Origin of the sequence: Nonomuraea sp. CA-141351, assembly GCF_050944675.1 — a bacterium.
Taxonomy (GTDB): domain Bacteria; phylum Actinomycetota; class Actinomycetes; order Streptosporangiales; family Streptosporangiaceae; genus Nonomuraea.
The window spans coordinates 5,179,147-5,194,161 of the sequence record NZ_CP191982.1; the positions used below are offsets into that span (position 1 = coordinate 5,179,147).

Consider the following 15,015-nt stretch of genomic DNA (forward strand, 5'->3'; position numbering starts at 1 on the left):
GCGTTAGGGCAGGTCGACCACCTGGTGAAGGAGTTCGACCGGGTGGCGGGCAGCGCGTCCCGCACCGTGGGCGATCTGCTGGCGGCAGGAGACCCCCGTGGCCGCGAGCAGGGTGTCGGGCGAGGATGCGGCGATCGCCGGGAAGAGCCGGAGGCCGCCGATCTTCATGGACAGGTCGTAGTGCTCGCTCTCGAAACCGAACGATCCGGCCATGCCGCAGCAGCCGGCGTCGATCTCTTCCACCTCCGCTCCGGGGATCCTGGACAGCAACTCCCGTGTGGCAGCGGTGCCGACGACGGCCTTCTCGTGGCAGTGGCCGTGCAGGAGGATCTTGCGCCCGCTGAGGGCGTCGCCCGGCCTCAGCGAGCCGTCGTCGATGGCCTCCGTCAGCAACTCGGGGATGAGCCTGGCGCGGGCCGCCACCGCCGCCACCCGGGGGTCGCCGGGGAGCAGGGCGGCGTACTCGTCCTTCAGGGTGAGCAGGCAGGACGGCTCCAGCCCGGCGATCGGCGCATCCGACCCGGCGAGCCTGCCGACCATGGCGTCGGCCATCGCGCGGGCCTGCTCCAGCAGGCCCTTGGAGATGCTGGAGCGGCCGCAGCACCCCTGCGACTCGAGCCGTACCCGGTAACCGGCCTGCTCCAGCAGTTCGACGGCGGCCCGCCCGATGCCGGGCTCGCTGTAGGTGGTGAAGGAGTCCGCGAGCAGGATCACCTCTCGCCCCCCGGCCTTGACCGGCCTGCGCCCGAACCAGCGGAGCAGGTTGTCACGCCGGAAGAGGGGGAGCGGCCGCCGCCTGCTCAGCCCGAGCGGCCCGCGCAGGGGAGCGGCCAGCCAGTTCGACAGCGGCGCGGTGGCCGACCCGAGCCGGTTGAGCGTCCTGATCGCCGCGAACAGCCGCGACCGCAGCGGCACGCCGTGAATCTCCTGGTACTGGTGGAGGAACTCGCTCTTCATCGCCGCCATGTCCACGCCCAGCGGGCACTCCGACTGGCAGGCCTTGCACTCCAGGCAGAGATCGAGGATGCCGTGCAGCCGCTCGTCCCCGAGCGCCTGCCGGGGATCGTCCGACGACAGGGCCTTGACCAGGGCGTTGGCCCGGCCGCGGGTGGAGTGCTCCTCCTCTCGGGTGGCCATGTACGACGGGCACATGACGCCCGTGTCGTCCTTGCGGCAGACCCCGACGTTCATGCACCGGTCGGCGGCGGAGTGCATGCCGCCCGCGAAGGTCCCCCCGAACGACAACGTGGTGCGGAGGGGGCGCGGCTCGGGCATGGCGGGATCGCGCAGGTGCTCGGTCATCGGCGGCGCGTCCACGATCTTGCCAGGGTTCAGCAGCCCCCGCGGGTCGAAGATCTGCTTGACCTGCCGCATCGCCTCGTAGACCGGGTCGCCGAACAGCCGCCGGTTGAACTCGGACCTGGCCAGCCCGTCGCCGTGCTCGCTGGAGTTCACGCCGCCGTGCCTGGCGGCCAGTTCGGCGATCTCCTCGGCGACCGCCCGCATCGTGCCGATCTCCTCGGGCACCCGCAGGTCCACGAAGGGGCGGATGTGCAGGCAGCCGACCGAGCAGTGCCCGTAGAAGCCCGCGGAGAGCCCGTGCCGGGAGAGGATCTCCGCGAACTCCTCGACGTACGGCAGCAGCCGCTCCGGCGGTACGGCCGTGTCCTCCACGAACGCCAGCGGCCTGCGGCTGCCCACGCTGGAGGCCATCAGCAGCCCGAGCCCCGCCTTGCGTACCTTGAGCACGGCCGCCTGCTGCTCGGCGGTGACCGCCCGCAGGGTGTGGTAGCCGTGGCCGTTCGACTTCCAGGTGGCGGCGAGCTTGTCCACGCGGTCGGCCACCTCGGAGGGGCTGTCGCCGAAGAACTCCACGAACAGCAGCGCCTCGGGATCACCGGAGAGGATGTCGCCGAGCCTGGCGTAGTCCACGCGCTGCCTGGACAAGTCGAGGATGGCCTTGTCGATCAGCTCGACCGAGGCGGCGTCGAAGGAGAGGGCGTCCGCGGTGGCCGCGATGGCGGACGGGGTGGAGGCGAAGTGACCCACCGCGATGGCCTTGGCCCGCGGCCGGTCCACCAGCCTGACCGTGGCCTCGGTGACCACGGCCAGCGTGCCCTCGGAGCCCACCATGAGCTTGGTGAGGTCGGGCAGGTCCCGGGCGGCCAGGTCCAGGCGGTAGCCGCCCGAGTGGCGCCAGAAACGCGGGAACCCGGTCAGGTCCAGGCCCCGGAGCACCTCCGACACCGACGCGCTCAGCCGGGCGTCGGAGGCCAGGTCGGGCGTGGTGGCGTCGGCGAGCACGACCCGCAGAGCCTCGACGTGGTCCACCGTGGACCCGTAGAGCACGGAGTGGCTGCCCGCCGAGTTGTTGCCGATCATGCCGCCGATCGTGGCCCTGTTGCTGGTCGAGGTGTCGGGCCCGAACATCAGCCCGTGCCTGCGGGCCGCCCGGTTGAGCTGGTCCTGTACGACGCCCGGCTGCACGCGGGCGGTCGTGCCGTCGATCTCCAGGATCCGGTTCATGTGCCGGGAGAAGTCGACGATCAGCGCCGAGCCGACCGTCTGCCCGGCGAGGCTGGTGCCCGCCCCGCGCGGCAGCACCGGCACCTCCAGTTCGCCGCATGCGGCGACCAGCGCCTGGACGTCGCCGGCGTGCCGGGGGAAGGCGACGGCGAGCGGCTCGATGGCGTACATGCTGGCGTCGGAGGCGTACAGGTGCCTGGTGTACGGGTCGTCCCGCACGTCGCCTTCGATCAGCGGCGACAGCGTCCGGGCCAGGCTCACGCGGCCCCCTCCAGACAGGCCAGCGCCGCGCGTGTCCCGCCCTCCTTGATCGGCACGCCGGCCCCGCTCAGCCCCATCTCGACGCCGCTCAGCGTGCCGGCCAGCGTCAGGTCGTTGAAGTGGCCGAGGTGCCCGATCCTGAACACGCGGCCGGCGAGCCGCCCCAGCCCCGTGCCGAGCGACATGTCGTAGCGCTCCAGGATGAGCTTCCTGACCGTGTCGGCGTCGTGCCCGTCCGGCATCAGCACCGCCGTGAGCGAGCTGGAGTGCTCCCGCTCGTCGGCGCAGAGCACCTCGAGCCCCCACCCCCGCACGGCGCGCCGCGTCGCCTCGGCGTGCCGGTCGTGCCGGCGGAAGACCGCGTCGAGACCCTCCTCCTCCAGCAGCATGATCAGCGCCTCGCGCAGCCCGTACAGCAGGTTGGTCGGCGGCGTGTACGGGAAGAAGCCCCCGCGGTTGGCCGCGATGATCGGCTCCCAGTCCCAGTACGAGCGGGGCAACCGCCCCCGGTGCGCGAGCGCCTTCGGGCTGATCGCGTTGAGCCCGATGCCGGGCGGCAGCATGAGCCCCTTCTGCGAGCAGCCGACGGTCACGTCCACGCCCCACTCGTCGTGACGGTAGTCCATCGAGCCCAGAGATGAGATCGTGTCCACCAGCAGCAGCGGCGAGTGCTCCGTCCGGTCGATGGCCGCGCGGATCTCCGGGATCCGGCTGCGTACCCCGGTCGAGGTCTCGTTGTGCACGACCATGACGGCGGCGTGCTCGGCGGTGAGGCGGTCGGCGATCGCGCCGGGGTCGGCGCCGTGCCGCCAGTCGCCGGGCACCAGGTCGACGACCAGCCCGAGACGTGCGGCCATCTCGCACCACAGCGTGGAGAAGTGCCCGGTCTCGAACGCCAGCACCCGGTCGCCGGGGGACAGCGTGTTGACCAGCGCCGCCTCCCACGCGCCCGTCCCCGACGAGGGGTAGACGATCACGTGGTGGCGGGTCTTGAAGACCGCCTTCAGGCGCTCCAGCACCGAGCCCGCGAGCCGGGCGAACTCGGGTCCGCGGTGGTCGACGGTGGGCTGGGCGATGGCGCGCAGCACCCGGTCGGGAACGTTGGTCGGTCCTGGGATCTGCAGGAAATGGCGGCCCACGTTGTGACGCTCCTTGCGTGCCGTGTCACGGCACGGTGTGCCGTGTTGCGGTTCATTAACATTAAAATCAGTCCGCAGAGGAGTCAATGGATGCAGAACGTGCTCAATGCCCTCCGGGTGCTCGAGGAGGTCGCCATCCGTCAGCCCGCCGGGGTCGGTGAGCTGGCGCGGGTGCTCGGCCTGCCCAAGAGCACGGTGCAGCGCTCGCTGCGGACGCTGCACGACGCCGGGTGGATCAGGCCCGCCGCGGGCGAGGTCACGCGCTGGCAGGTGACCATCAAGGCGCTCCAGGTCGGCCGCCGGGCGGAGCTCGGCCTGCGCGACGCGGCGATGCCCGTCATGGAGGAGCTGAGGCAGCGCACGGGGGAGACGATCCACCTGATGGTGCCGGAGGGCGACGCGGTCGTCCTGATCGAGCGCCTGGAGACCGACAAGCCGCTGCGCATCGTGCTGCCGCTCGGCATCCGGCTGCCGCTGCACGCCTCGGCCAACGGCAAGGCCGTTCTCGCGCACCGGCCGAGTCCCCCGGACGAGCTTCCGGCGTACACCGACACCACGATCATCGATCGCGAGGCGCTCAGCGCCGAACTGGAGGCTGTCCGCGCGCGGGGTTATGCGGACAATCGCGGCGAGTGGCGCTCCGACATCGCCGCCGTCGCGTCCGCCGTCCTGGGTCCGGACGGTCCGATCGCCAGCCTCAGTATTTCCACCCCGGCCAGTCGTATGCCGGAGGATCTGCGCGTGGAGTACGGAAAGCTCGTCACTCTGGCGGCGCGCACGCTGACAGAGTCCCTGACCTGACGGCAGCCGAACGGCAACTTGTCAGCTGGGCATCCGGAAACTTTCTGGAAATCTCGCCGCCAATGCTGGGCTCATCCTCGCGGTGATCAGCGCGAATATAGCAGTTTGCATCCCCCTTGACACGCCGAAACCTTGACCCCTAAGTTGCCGCAATATTAACGGGAATTCGTCGAAAGTTTCGGCGTCATGCCGGGGAGCAGCCGAAAGGATCGCATGAGGGGCCAGGTACCTATCGAAAAGTGGCGGGACACGCGGTTGTCTCCCGCCGAGCGGGCCGAGGCGCTCATCCCGCTCATGACGCTGGAAGAGAAGATCGCCCAGCTCGTCGGCGTCTGGGTCGGCGCCGATGCCACAGGGGGAGGCGTCGCACCGCACCAGGCCGACATGACGGGCGTCGAGTGGAGCGACGTCATCGCCCACGGGCTGGGCCAGCTGACCCGCCCGTTCGGGACCGCGCCGGTCGATCCGGTCGCGGGCGCGCGCTCGCTGGCCGCCTCGCAGGCGCAGATCGTGGCGGCGAGCAGGTTCGGGATCCCGGCCCAGGTCCACGAGGAGTGCCTGACCGGGTTCGCCGCCTGGCGCGCGACCGTCTACCCGGCGCCACTGAGCTGGGGCGCGTCCTTCGACCCCGAGCTGGTCGAGGAGGTGGCCGGGCGGATCGGCCGGTCCATGCGGGCCGCCGGAATCCACCAGGGCCTGGCCCCGGTCCTGGACGTGACCCGCGACTACCGCTGGGGACGCACCGAGGAGACGATCGGCGAGGACCCCTACCTGATCGGCACGATCGGAGCGGCCTACGTCCGCGGGCTTGAGAGCGCGGGGATCGTCGCCACGCTGAAGCACTTCGCCGGCTACTCCGCCTCCCGCGGTGGCCGCAACCTCGCACCCACGCACATGGGGCGCAGGGAACTGGCGGACGTGATCCTGCCGCCGTTCGAGATGGCCCTGCGCCTGGGCGGCGCCCGGTCGGTGATGAACTCCTACGCCGAGGTCGACGGCGTTCCCGTGGCGGCCGACGAGAGCCTGCTGACCGGGCTGCTCCGGGACGAGTGGCGCTTCGCGGGCACGGTGGTCGCCGACTACTTCGCGATCCGGTTCCTGCAGAAGCTGCACGGCGTCGCGGCGGAGGCGGCCGACGCGGCCGGGCTCGCCCTGCGGGCCGGGATCGACGTCGAGCTGCCCACGGTGGACACCTTCGGCGCCCCCCTCATCGAGGCGGTCAAGGCGGGGGAGGTCGACGAGGCGCTGATCGACCGTGCGCTGCGCCGGGTGCTGGCGCAGAAGGCCGAGCTCGGGCTGCTCGACGAAGACTGGCAGGCGCTGCCCGGCGAACCCGAGGACGTGCGCCTCGACGACGAGGAGAGCCGGGAGCTCGCCCTGCGCCTGGCGCGAGAGTCCGTCGTCCTGCTGCGGAACACCGGCGGGATCCTGCCGCTCGCCCCGGGCCGGAAGGTGGCCCTCGTGGGCCCGGTGGCCGACGACCCGATGGCGATGCTCGGCTGCTATGCCTTCCCCGCGCACGTGGGCCCGCATCCCGAGCACGGGCTCGGCGTCGACATCCCGTCGCTGCGCGAGGCGCTCGGCACGCTGATCCCCGATCTGACGTACCAGCCGGGCTGCGGTATCACCGGCGACGACACCTCCGGTATCGCGGCGGCCGTCGCCGCGGCCGCGGAGAGCGACGTGTGCGTGCTCGCCGTCGGCGACCGGGCCGGGCTGTTCGGGCGCGGGACTTCCGGCGAGGGCTGCGACGCCACCGACCTGCACCTGCCCGGCGTGCAGTCCGAGCTGGTCAGGGCCGTGCTCGCGACCGGCACCCCGGTGGTCCTGGTGCTGCTGGCCGGGCGGCCGTACGCGCTGGGGCCGGAGTTCGACGCGGCCGCGGCCGTGGTCTACGGCTTCTTCCCGGGCCAGCGGGGCGGCCAGGCGCTGGCCGAGGTGCTCACCGGCGCGGTGAACCCGTCCGGGCGGCTTCCTGTCAGCGTGCCGCGCGACGCCGGCGGCCTGCCCGCGACCTATCTGTCGCCGCCGCTGGGCCGCCGGACGGAGGTGTCGTCCGTGGACCCGACGCCCGCGTTCCCGTTCGGGCACGGGCTGAGCTACACCGCGTTCGACTGGGACGTCACGGGCACGGAGCCGGGCGACTGGCCGGTGGACGGAGAGGTCACCGTCGGGGTCACGGTCCGCAACACCGGATCGCGGCCCGGCGCCGAGGTCGTCCAGCTCTACCTGCACGACCCGGTCGCCCAGACGACCAGGCCGGTGGTCCGCCTGGTCGGTTACGCCCGCGTCGAGCTGGAGCCGGGCAGGTCCGCGCACGTGACGTTCGAGGTCCCGGCAGACGTCACGTCGTTCACCGGGGTGCGCGGCACGCGCATCGTCGAGCCGGGCGACGTCGAGCTGCGCTTCGGCCGCTCGAGCGCCGACGTGGTGGCCGCCGTGCCGCTGCGCCTGACCGGTGCCGAGCGCGAGCTCGGCCACGACAGGCGACTGCTGGCCACGGCCCGCATACTGGAGGGCGCGGGATGAGCACGACCTTGGACGATCCGCCGCAGGGCACACGTCCGGCGCGGCCGGCGTCCGGCCGGCGCAGGCGGGCCAGGCCGGGCACGTGGCGGCACGCGATCCGCCGCGACTGGCAGCTGTACTCGCTGGCGATCTTGCCGCTGCTGTTCTTCGCGGTCTTTCGGTACGCCCCGATGCTCGGCAACGTGATCGCCTTCCGGAAGTTCGAGCCCGGCGGCAGCATGTTCGGCGAGACGTGGGTGGGCCTGCGGTACGTGAAGATGTTCCTCAACGACCCGTCGTTCTGGAGCGTGTTCACCAACACGCTGGTCCTCGGCGCGCTGACCTTGCTGTTCTGCTTCCCGCTGCCGATCGTGCTGGCGCTGCTGCTCAACGAGGTGCGCAACCGGCGGATGAAGCGGTTCCTGCAGTCGGTGTCGTACCTGCCGCACTTCCTGTCGATGGTCATCGTGGCCGGCATCGTCATGCAGATGCTGGCCATCGACGGGCCGGTGAACCAGGTGGTGAAGGCGTTCGGCGGGCAGGCCACCGCGTTCATCCAGAAACCGGAGTGGTTCCGCACGATCTTCGTCTCGTCCGAGGTCTGGCAGACCGTCGGCTGGGGGACCATCCTCTACCTGGCCGCCCTGACCACCATCGACGAGCACCTCTACGAGGCGGCCCGGATGGACGGCGCCGGCCGGTGGCGGCAGATCTGGCACGTGACCCTGCCGGGCATCCGGCCGACGGCGATCACGCTGCTGATCCTCAACATCGGCACGTTCATGGCCGTGGGCTTCGAGAAGGTCCTGCTGCTGTACAACCCGCTGACGTATCCGACCGCCGACGTGATCTCCACGTACCTGTACCGCATGGGTGTGGAGTCCAGCTCCATGAGCTACGCCGCCGCGATCGGCCTGTTCGAGGCGCTGGTCGGGGTGGTGCTGATCGTGGGGGCGAACGTGATCTCCCGCCGCACAGTAGGGACGAGCCTGTGGTGACGATTGCCAAGAGCCGTGGCTACCGCGTGTTCCAATGGGTCAACGCCGTCATCCTGACCGGTGTCGTCATCGTGACGCTGTATCCCTTCGTCAACATCATCGCCCGCTCGTTCAGCGCAGAACGGTACATCGTCGGCGGGCAGGTCAACCTCCTCCCGCGCGGGTTCAACGTCTCGACGTACAAGCTCGTGGTCTCCGACCCGATGTTCTGGACGAACTACCGCAACACCGTGGTCTACACCGTCGTGGCCACGGTGATCGCGATGGTGCTGACGACCTGCTACGCGTACGTGCTGTCCAAGAAGCACCTCAAGGGCCGCACGTTCCTGATCTGGGTGGCCGTCTTCACCATGATCTTCTCCGGCGGCCTGATCCCCCAGTACGTGCTGGTCAACAGCCTCGGGCTGACGAACTCCATCTGGGCCATCGTCCTGCCCAACGCCATCAGCGTCTTCAACCTCCTGGTCATGAAGGCGTTCTTCGAGGGCCTGCCGCAGGAGCTTGAGGAGGCCGCCGCCATCGACGGCCTCAGCACCTACGGCATCCTCCGGCGGATCGTGTTGCCACTGTCGAAGGCGGTCATCGCCACGATGGTGCTGTTCTACGCGGTCTCGTTCTGGAACTCGTGGTTCACGGCGTTCCTCTACCTGAACGAGTCGAAGTTGTTCCCCGTGACCATCTACCTGCGCAACCTCATCGCGGGCGCCACCGGCGCCGAGTCCGTCGGCGCGGCGATGAGCGAGGTCTCGGCGGCCGCGGCCAACATCCAGTCGGTGACGATCATGCTCACCGTCGTCCCCATCCTGGCGGTCTACCCCTTCGTCCAGCGGTACTTCGTCTCCGGAGTCATGCTCGGCGCGGTGAAGGGATAGCCATGTCCCTCCGAAAGGAACCCCCCATGCAGCACATCTCCCGGCGTCAGGCACTCATCGGGCTGGGTGCGCTCACCTTCGTCGTCGCCGGCTGCGGCGAGGACGAGGCCCCGAAGAAGGGCGCGGACGTGTCCGCGAACAAGGCGGGCGCGATGGCGAGCTACGGCGTCAACCAGCAGTTCAAGGCCACCGAGCCGGTCTCGTTCGACGCGCTCTACAACAACCACCCGTTCTACCCGGACAAGAGCGACTGGCTGTTCTGGCAGGAGCTGACCAAACGGACCAACGTGACGCTCAAGCCGGTGGAGGTGCCGCTCAGCGACTACGAGAAGAAGCGCGGCCTGCTGGTGGGCTCCGGTCAGGCCCCGCTCATCATCCCGAAGACGTACCACCCGTCCGAAGAGGCGTTCGTCTCCTCCGGCGCCGTCCTGCCGGTCAGCGACTACTTCGACCTGATGCCCAACTTCAAGGACAAGGTCGCCAAGTGGAGCATGCAGCCGGAGCTGGACACGCTGCGCCAGGCCGACGGCCGCATCTACCTGCTGCCGGGTCTCCACGAGGAGATCTGGATCGACTACTCCCTGGCGGTGCGGACCGACATCCTGGAGAAGCACAAGCTGGAGATCCCGAAGACCTGGGACGATCTGTACACCGTGCTCAAGGCGCTGAAGAAGGAGTACCCGGACCTCTACCCGATGACCGACCGGTTCGGCGTCCCCACGCCCGGCGGCAACCTGCTCAAGCTCGTCGCCCAGGCCTACGGCGCCAAGGGCGGCTGGCAGTACCAGCACGCGACCTTCGACCCCACGGCCGGCAAGTTCGTCTACACCGGCGCGATGCCGCAGTACAAGCAGGCGCTGGAGTACCTGAACAAGCTGGTGAAGGAGAAGCTGCTCGACCCTGAGGGCTTCACCCAGCAGGACGAGCAGGCCAAGCAGAAGTTCAACTCCGGCAAGTCGTTCGTGATCAGCGCGAACGCGCAGTCGATCGTCAACGACTACCGCCCAACCCTGACCAAGCTCGTCCCCGGCGCCAAGGTCGCCAAGATCCCTGTGCCCCTGGGCCCGGTCGGCGAGTACAAGATCGACACTCGGCTCGAGAACGGCATCATGATCTCCAAGAAGGCGCTGGAGAACAAGAACTTCGTCGCCATGATGCAGTTCATCGACTGGCTCTGGTACTCCGACCAGGGCGAGGAGTTCGCCAAGTGGGGCGTCGAGGGCACGACGTACACCAAGGACGCCTCCGGCAACTACAAGCTCGCCAAGGACGTCGACTTCGTCGGCCTCAACCCCGGGGCGCCCAAGCACCTGCAGAAGGACTTCGGCTTCTCCAACGGCGTGTTCGCCTACGGCGGCACCACCAAGCTGCTCAACTCCACCTTCTCCGAGGAGGAGGTCGCGTTCCAGGACGTGATGAACGCCAGGAAGGCCTGGCCGGTCGAGCCGCCGCACCCGTTCACCGACGAGGAGCGCGAGCAGGCCACGCTGTGGGAGACGCCGCTGAAGGACTACGTCACCCAGCAGACGCTCAAGTTCATCCTCGGCGAGCGTGACCTGAGCGAGTGGGACGCCTACGTCAAGGAGCTGGAGGCCAAGAACTCGACCACCTACATCAACCTCGTCAACACCGCCTACGAGCGGTTCAAGAAGGACCACGGCTGATGCGGGTGCCCTCGGAGGCCTCGGGGCGGCTGTCCGACGCCTGGCGCTTCTGCGTCGGGACCGGCCGCTTCGAGCTGGCGCTGCGCCGCGACTACCAGGATTCGCTGGCGCTGATCCAGCGGGAGATCGGCTTCCGGCACATCCGGGGGCACGGGCTGCTGAGCGACGGGGTGGGCGTCCACCAGCCGTACGAGTACGCGGGCACGCGGCACGTGCGCCACTCGTTCACGTACGTCGACCAGGTGATCGACGCCTACCTCGAGCTCGGGATCCAGCCCTTCGTCGAGCTCGGCTTCATGCCCTCGGGGCTGGCCTCCGGCGACCAGACCGTGTTCTGGTGGCAGGGCAACGTCACCCCGCCCAGTTCCTGGCGGGAGTGGGCCGACCTGGTCAGGGCCACCGTCGCGCACCTGGTCGACCGGTACGGGCTCGACCGGGTGCGCACCTGGCCGATCGAGGTGTGGAACGAGCCCAACCTCAAGGACTTCTGGCTGGCCGCCGACCAGGAGGCCTACCACCGCCTGTACGAGGTGACCGCGCACGCCGTCAAGGAGGTGGACGCCTCGCTCCAGGTCGGCGGCCCGGCCATCTCGCCCGGCTCCGACGAGTTCCTCGTGCGCTTCGCCGACTTCGTGATCGAGCGCTCGCTGCCGATCGACTTCGTCAGCCGGCACGCGTACACCTCCGGCCCGGCCCAGCACGTGCCGTTCGGCGTGCACCAGACGATGGCGCCCGCGTCGAAGCTGCTCGAGCAGTTCGCCACGCCGCGGCGCCAGCTCCAGGGCGGGCCGCTGGAGGACCTGCCCGTGCACATCACGGAGTTCAACTCCTCCTACCGGCCCGACAACCCCGTCCACGACACGGCCTTCCACGCCGCCTACCTCGCCCCGGTGCTGGCCGCCGGGGGAGACCTGGTCGACTCCTTCTCCTACTGGACCTTCAGTGACATGTTCGAGGAGCAGGGAGTGCCGACCTCGATCTTCCACGGCGGCTTCGGCCTGCTGACCCACCGCCAGATCAAGAAACCCACCTATCACCTGTACGCCTTCATGACGCGGATGGGCGACCAGGTCCTGGCACGCGGGGACGACCACCTGGTCACCAGGGACGGAGCCGGCCGGGTCACCGTGCTGGCCTGGGCGCCGGTGGACGTGACCGGCGCACCCCCGATGAACGGGCACACCGTGCGGCTGTCGGTCCCTCTCGCGGGAGGCTCTTCGGCGTTCATGCTGCGCTCGTCGGTGAGCGAGGAGAAGGGCAACGCCTGGGCGGCCTGGTGCGAGATGGGCCGCCCGCGCTCCCCTCGCCCCAGGGAGCTCGACGTGTTGCGGGAGGCGGCCGAGCCGGTCCGCAGCCACCGCAGCCTCCCGGTCGCCGGCGGGTACGCGGAGCTGGATCTCACACTCGACCGCCACGAGGTTACGCTGGTCGAGCTCACGCCGGTGGTGGACGAGACGCCGCCGTGGTGGGACGACAGGCGGCTGCTCGGCCTGGGAGAGGAGAGCCGATGAGCGAGGTGACGGCTGAGCGGCGGTTCGGCCAGGGGCCGCTCTCGCGTGCCGCCACGCTGGTCTACAGCCTGCTGGCGGTCGAGGGCATGTTCCTGGTCGCGAGCGCGCCGGGGCTGGTCGGGCTGACCCTGCTCGGCGGCGACGCCAGCAACGTGCCGCTGGCGGCCGCCTGCGCGCTGCCGCTCGGCCCCGCGCTGTCCGCCGCCCTCTACGCGCTGCGCCACCGCAGCAGGGACCTGACGGACCTGCACCCGGCGGCGGCGTTCTGGCGCGGGTACAAGGCCAACGTGCGCGGGGTGCTGAAGATCTGGGTGCCCTGGCTGGCGGGCCTGGCCGTCGTCGGGACGAACCTGGCGAACTTCGCCGCCGCCGGCGTTCCGGGATGGTGGGCGGTGCTGCTGGTGCTCGTCGCGCTGGCGGCGACGTTGTGGGTCGCCAACGCCCTGGTGATCACGTCGCTGTTCGAGTTCCGGACGGTGGACGTGGCGCGGCTGGCCTCGTACTTCCTCATGCGCCACCCGAAGGCCACGTTCGGCAACGCGGCCCTGCTGGTCGTGGCGGGCGGGCTCACGATGGTCGTCACCGAGCTGGTGCCGGCGCTGCTGGCCTCGGCGTTCGCCGCGGCGCTCCTGTGGAACAGCCGCCCGTTGATCGCCGAGGTCCGCGAGCGCTTCACCGCCTAGTGGATGCGCCTTCCGTGCGCGTCGGGCACGCCTGACTTGCGGAAGAAATAGGCGTTGATCTGGTCGCGCCACTCCTCGGCACAGCGCAGCTGCTCGTCGAGGAGGTCCCGCACCCGGGCGTACACGTCTGGGGCCACCGCGCCGGTGCCCGCGAGCTTCTCCCAGAGCAGCCGGGACTCGGCCACCTCCTCGACGCCCGCGAAGTGGGTGTCGTAGATGTGCTGGATGACCGTCGAGCCGCTGTGCAGCACGTGCCCGTACGGGACATGGTGGAAGAACAGCAGCAGCTCGTCGGGGCAGCGCTCGAGCGACTCGTAGATGTCCGACCACGGCTCGGGGTACTGGCCGGTGAAGCCGGTGCCGGTGGCGCGCGTGCGGTCCACGCCCACGCCGTCGCGGTCGGCGAAGTGGTACGTGCCCCACGGCGTGTACTCGTACCCGTCCACGTCCGGGCCGTAGTGGTGACCGGGACGCACCATGAAGCCGACGCCGAGCGGCGCGGTGTAGCGCTCGTACGTGCGCCATGACCCGTCCATCATGGCGTGCAGGGTGCGCCGCAGCGCCTCGCCGGGCCTCGCGAAGGTGAGGTCCATCCACTCGTCGAGGATGGCGGCCGGGTCGAGGGCCGGGTCCCAGGCGAGGCGGCCGAACGCGTACAGGTTGGCCTGCGCGAGCGGGTGGCCGGTCCAGTAGCGGTCGTCGCCCACGTTGGAGACCGCGACCAGGTCGCCCGCTTCGGCGACGTCCTCGAACGCGAGGACCTCGCTCCACATCGGGGCCAGGTAGCAGACGTGCCGCTGCTGGCCGGTGTACTCCTGCGTCACCTGCAGCTCCACCGCCAGGCGGGTTCCCTGCATGTCCAGAATCACCGGGGAGACCGGCTCACGCGTCTGGAAGTCCATGGGGCCGTGTTTGACCTGCAGGATCGCGTTGTCGAGGAACCGGCCGTCGAGCGGGGCGAAATGGTCGTGGGCCGCGCGGGCGCGGTCGGTCGAGCGGTCGCGCCAGTCCTGCCGGTGGTTGTAGACGAAGGCCCGCCAGTGGACGACCCCGCCGAAGGGGGCCAGGGCATCGGCGAGCATGTTCGCGCCGTCGGCGTGGGTGCGCCCGTAGGCGAACGGGCCCGGTTGCCCCTCCGAGTCGGCTTTCACGACATATCCGCCGAAGTCCGGAATTGTCGCGTAGACGTGCTCTGTGGTCTCCGCCCACCACTTCTGGACGTCCTCGTCCAGCGGGTCGGCGGTGGGGAGGCCGCCGAGCGCGATGGGGGAGGCGAAGTTGACCGACAAGTGCACGCGGATCCCGTACGGGCGCAGCTCGCTCGCGATGGCGGCCACCTCGCCGAGCCGGTCGGTCAGCAGGTGGGCCTCGGTGGCGTGCACGTTCACGTTGTTGACCGCGACCGCGTTGACGCCGGCCGCGGTCAGCAGCCGCCCGTAGGCCCGCACCCTGGTCAGGTCCGGGCGCAGCGCGCCGTCCTCCCAGAAGATGGACCCGCCCGCGTAGCCGCGCTCGACCTGGCCCATCACGGGGTGCACGTCGATGTTGTCCCAGTGGTCGAGCATGCGGCGCCGCATCGCGGGCCGGTGGTGCTCGACCGGCCGCTCGCCCTCGAACGCCGCCTCGCCCAGCCGTACGACGTGGAAGAACCCGTAGAGCAGCCCGGCGGGATCGCCGCCGGCCACGGTCGTGACGCCGTCCTGCCGGGAGAGCGCGTACCCGTCCTCGCCCTCGGCCTCGGACAGGCTCAGCACGAGGTCGAACGGCCCTCCGTCTGTGACGCCTCCGCCGTACCGGGCACAGGCCTGCGCGACCTCCTCCCGCACGGTCTCGGCGAGCGGCCCGTCCGCCCGCACGAGGGTGCGGCGGGAACCGATCGCCCTGAACGCCTCGGGCGGCAGCCACGCCGGATGGACGTCGGTCAGTTCGGGAATGCTCACAGGGCTCCTTCGGTACGGCACCGAGGGATGAATCTACCGAAACGGCCCCCGCCGAGAGTGGTCAGGGGCCGCATCCGTCAGGCGCCGCCCGTCCCGGGACGGGCGGCCGACC

10 protein-coding genes are annotated in these 15,015 nt (G+C 70.3%); 7 read left to right on the forward strand and 3 right to left on the reverse strand.

Going from position 1 to position 15,015, the window contains the following annotated elements; genetic code table 11:
* Positions 1-3 precede the first annotated feature (3 nt).
* A complete protein-coding gene (locus ACQPWU_RS24480; RefSeq protein WP_433443939.1) occupies positions 4-2,787 on the reverse strand; it encodes an FAD-binding and (Fe-S)-binding domain-containing protein in 2,784 nt (927 codons plus the stop codon).
* Positions 2,784-3,926, reverse strand: a complete 1,143-nt coding sequence (locus ACQPWU_RS24485) for a pyridoxal-phosphate-dependent aminotransferase family protein (protein WP_433443941.1) — start codon at positions 3,924-3,926, stop codon at positions 2,784-2,786. Before ACQPWU_RS24485 ends, ACQPWU_RS24480 begins: the two co-directional genes overlap by 4 nt.
* Positions 3,927-4,016: 90 nt before the next feature.
* Here ACQPWU_RS24485 and ACQPWU_RS24490 point away from each other — a divergent pair, with 90 nt between their 5' ends.
* The 7 genes from ACQPWU_RS24490 (at position 4,017) to ACQPWU_RS24520 (ending at position 12,963) form a co-directional block, all read left to right on the forward strand.
* Entirely contained in the window at positions 4,017-4,727 is a 711-nt protein-coding gene (locus ACQPWU_RS24490; protein ID WP_433443943.1) for an IclR family transcriptional regulator, read from the forward strand.
* 213 nt (positions 4,728-4,940) lie between these two features.
* Positions 4,941-7,256 (forward strand): glycoside hydrolase family 3 N-terminal domain-containing protein, encoded by a 2,316-nt coding sequence (locus ACQPWU_RS24495; protein ID WP_433443945.1) that lies wholly within the window; start codon positions 4,941-4,943, stop codon positions 7,254-7,256.
* Positions 7,253-8,233, forward strand: a complete 981-nt coding sequence (locus tag ACQPWU_RS24500; protein ID WP_433443947.1) for an ABC transporter permease — start codon at positions 7,253-7,255, stop codon at positions 8,231-8,233. Before ACQPWU_RS24495 ends, ACQPWU_RS24500 begins: the two co-directional genes overlap by 4 nt.
* Entirely contained in the window at positions 8,230-9,105 is an 876-nt protein-coding gene (locus tag ACQPWU_RS24505) for a carbohydrate ABC transporter permease (protein WP_433443948.1), read from the forward strand. The genes ACQPWU_RS24500 and ACQPWU_RS24505 overlap by 4 nt, the downstream gene beginning before the upstream one ends.
* 26 nt (positions 9,106-9,131) lie before the next feature.
* Entirely contained in the window at positions 9,132-10,769 is a 1,638-nt protein-coding gene (locus ACQPWU_RS24510; RefSeq protein ID WP_433443950.1) for an ABC transporter substrate-binding protein, read from the forward strand.
* Complete coding sequence (locus ACQPWU_RS24515) at positions 10,769-12,280, forward strand: GH39 family glycosyl hydrolase (protein WP_433443952.1); 1,512 nt, start codon at positions 10,769-10,771, stop codon at positions 12,278-12,280. The genes ACQPWU_RS24510 and ACQPWU_RS24515 overlap by 1 nt, the downstream gene beginning before the upstream one ends.
* Positions 12,277-12,963 carry a hypothetical protein gene (locus tag ACQPWU_RS24520; RefSeq protein ID WP_433443954.1) on the forward strand — a complete coding sequence of 229 codons (687 nt, stop codon included), beginning with the start codon at positions 12,277-12,279 and terminating at the stop codon, positions 12,961-12,963. Before ACQPWU_RS24515 ends, ACQPWU_RS24520 begins: the two co-directional genes overlap by 4 nt.
* Here the strand turns inward: ACQPWU_RS24520 and ACQPWU_RS24525 are convergent.
* Positions 12,960-14,903: an alpha-glucuronidase gene (locus ACQPWU_RS24525; RefSeq protein WP_433443956.1), complete on the reverse strand. Its 1,944-nt coding sequence runs from the start codon at positions 14,901-14,903 to the stop codon at positions 12,960-12,962. The genes ACQPWU_RS24520 and ACQPWU_RS24525 overlap by 4 nt on opposite strands.
* Positions 14,904-15,015 lie beyond the last annotated feature (112 nt).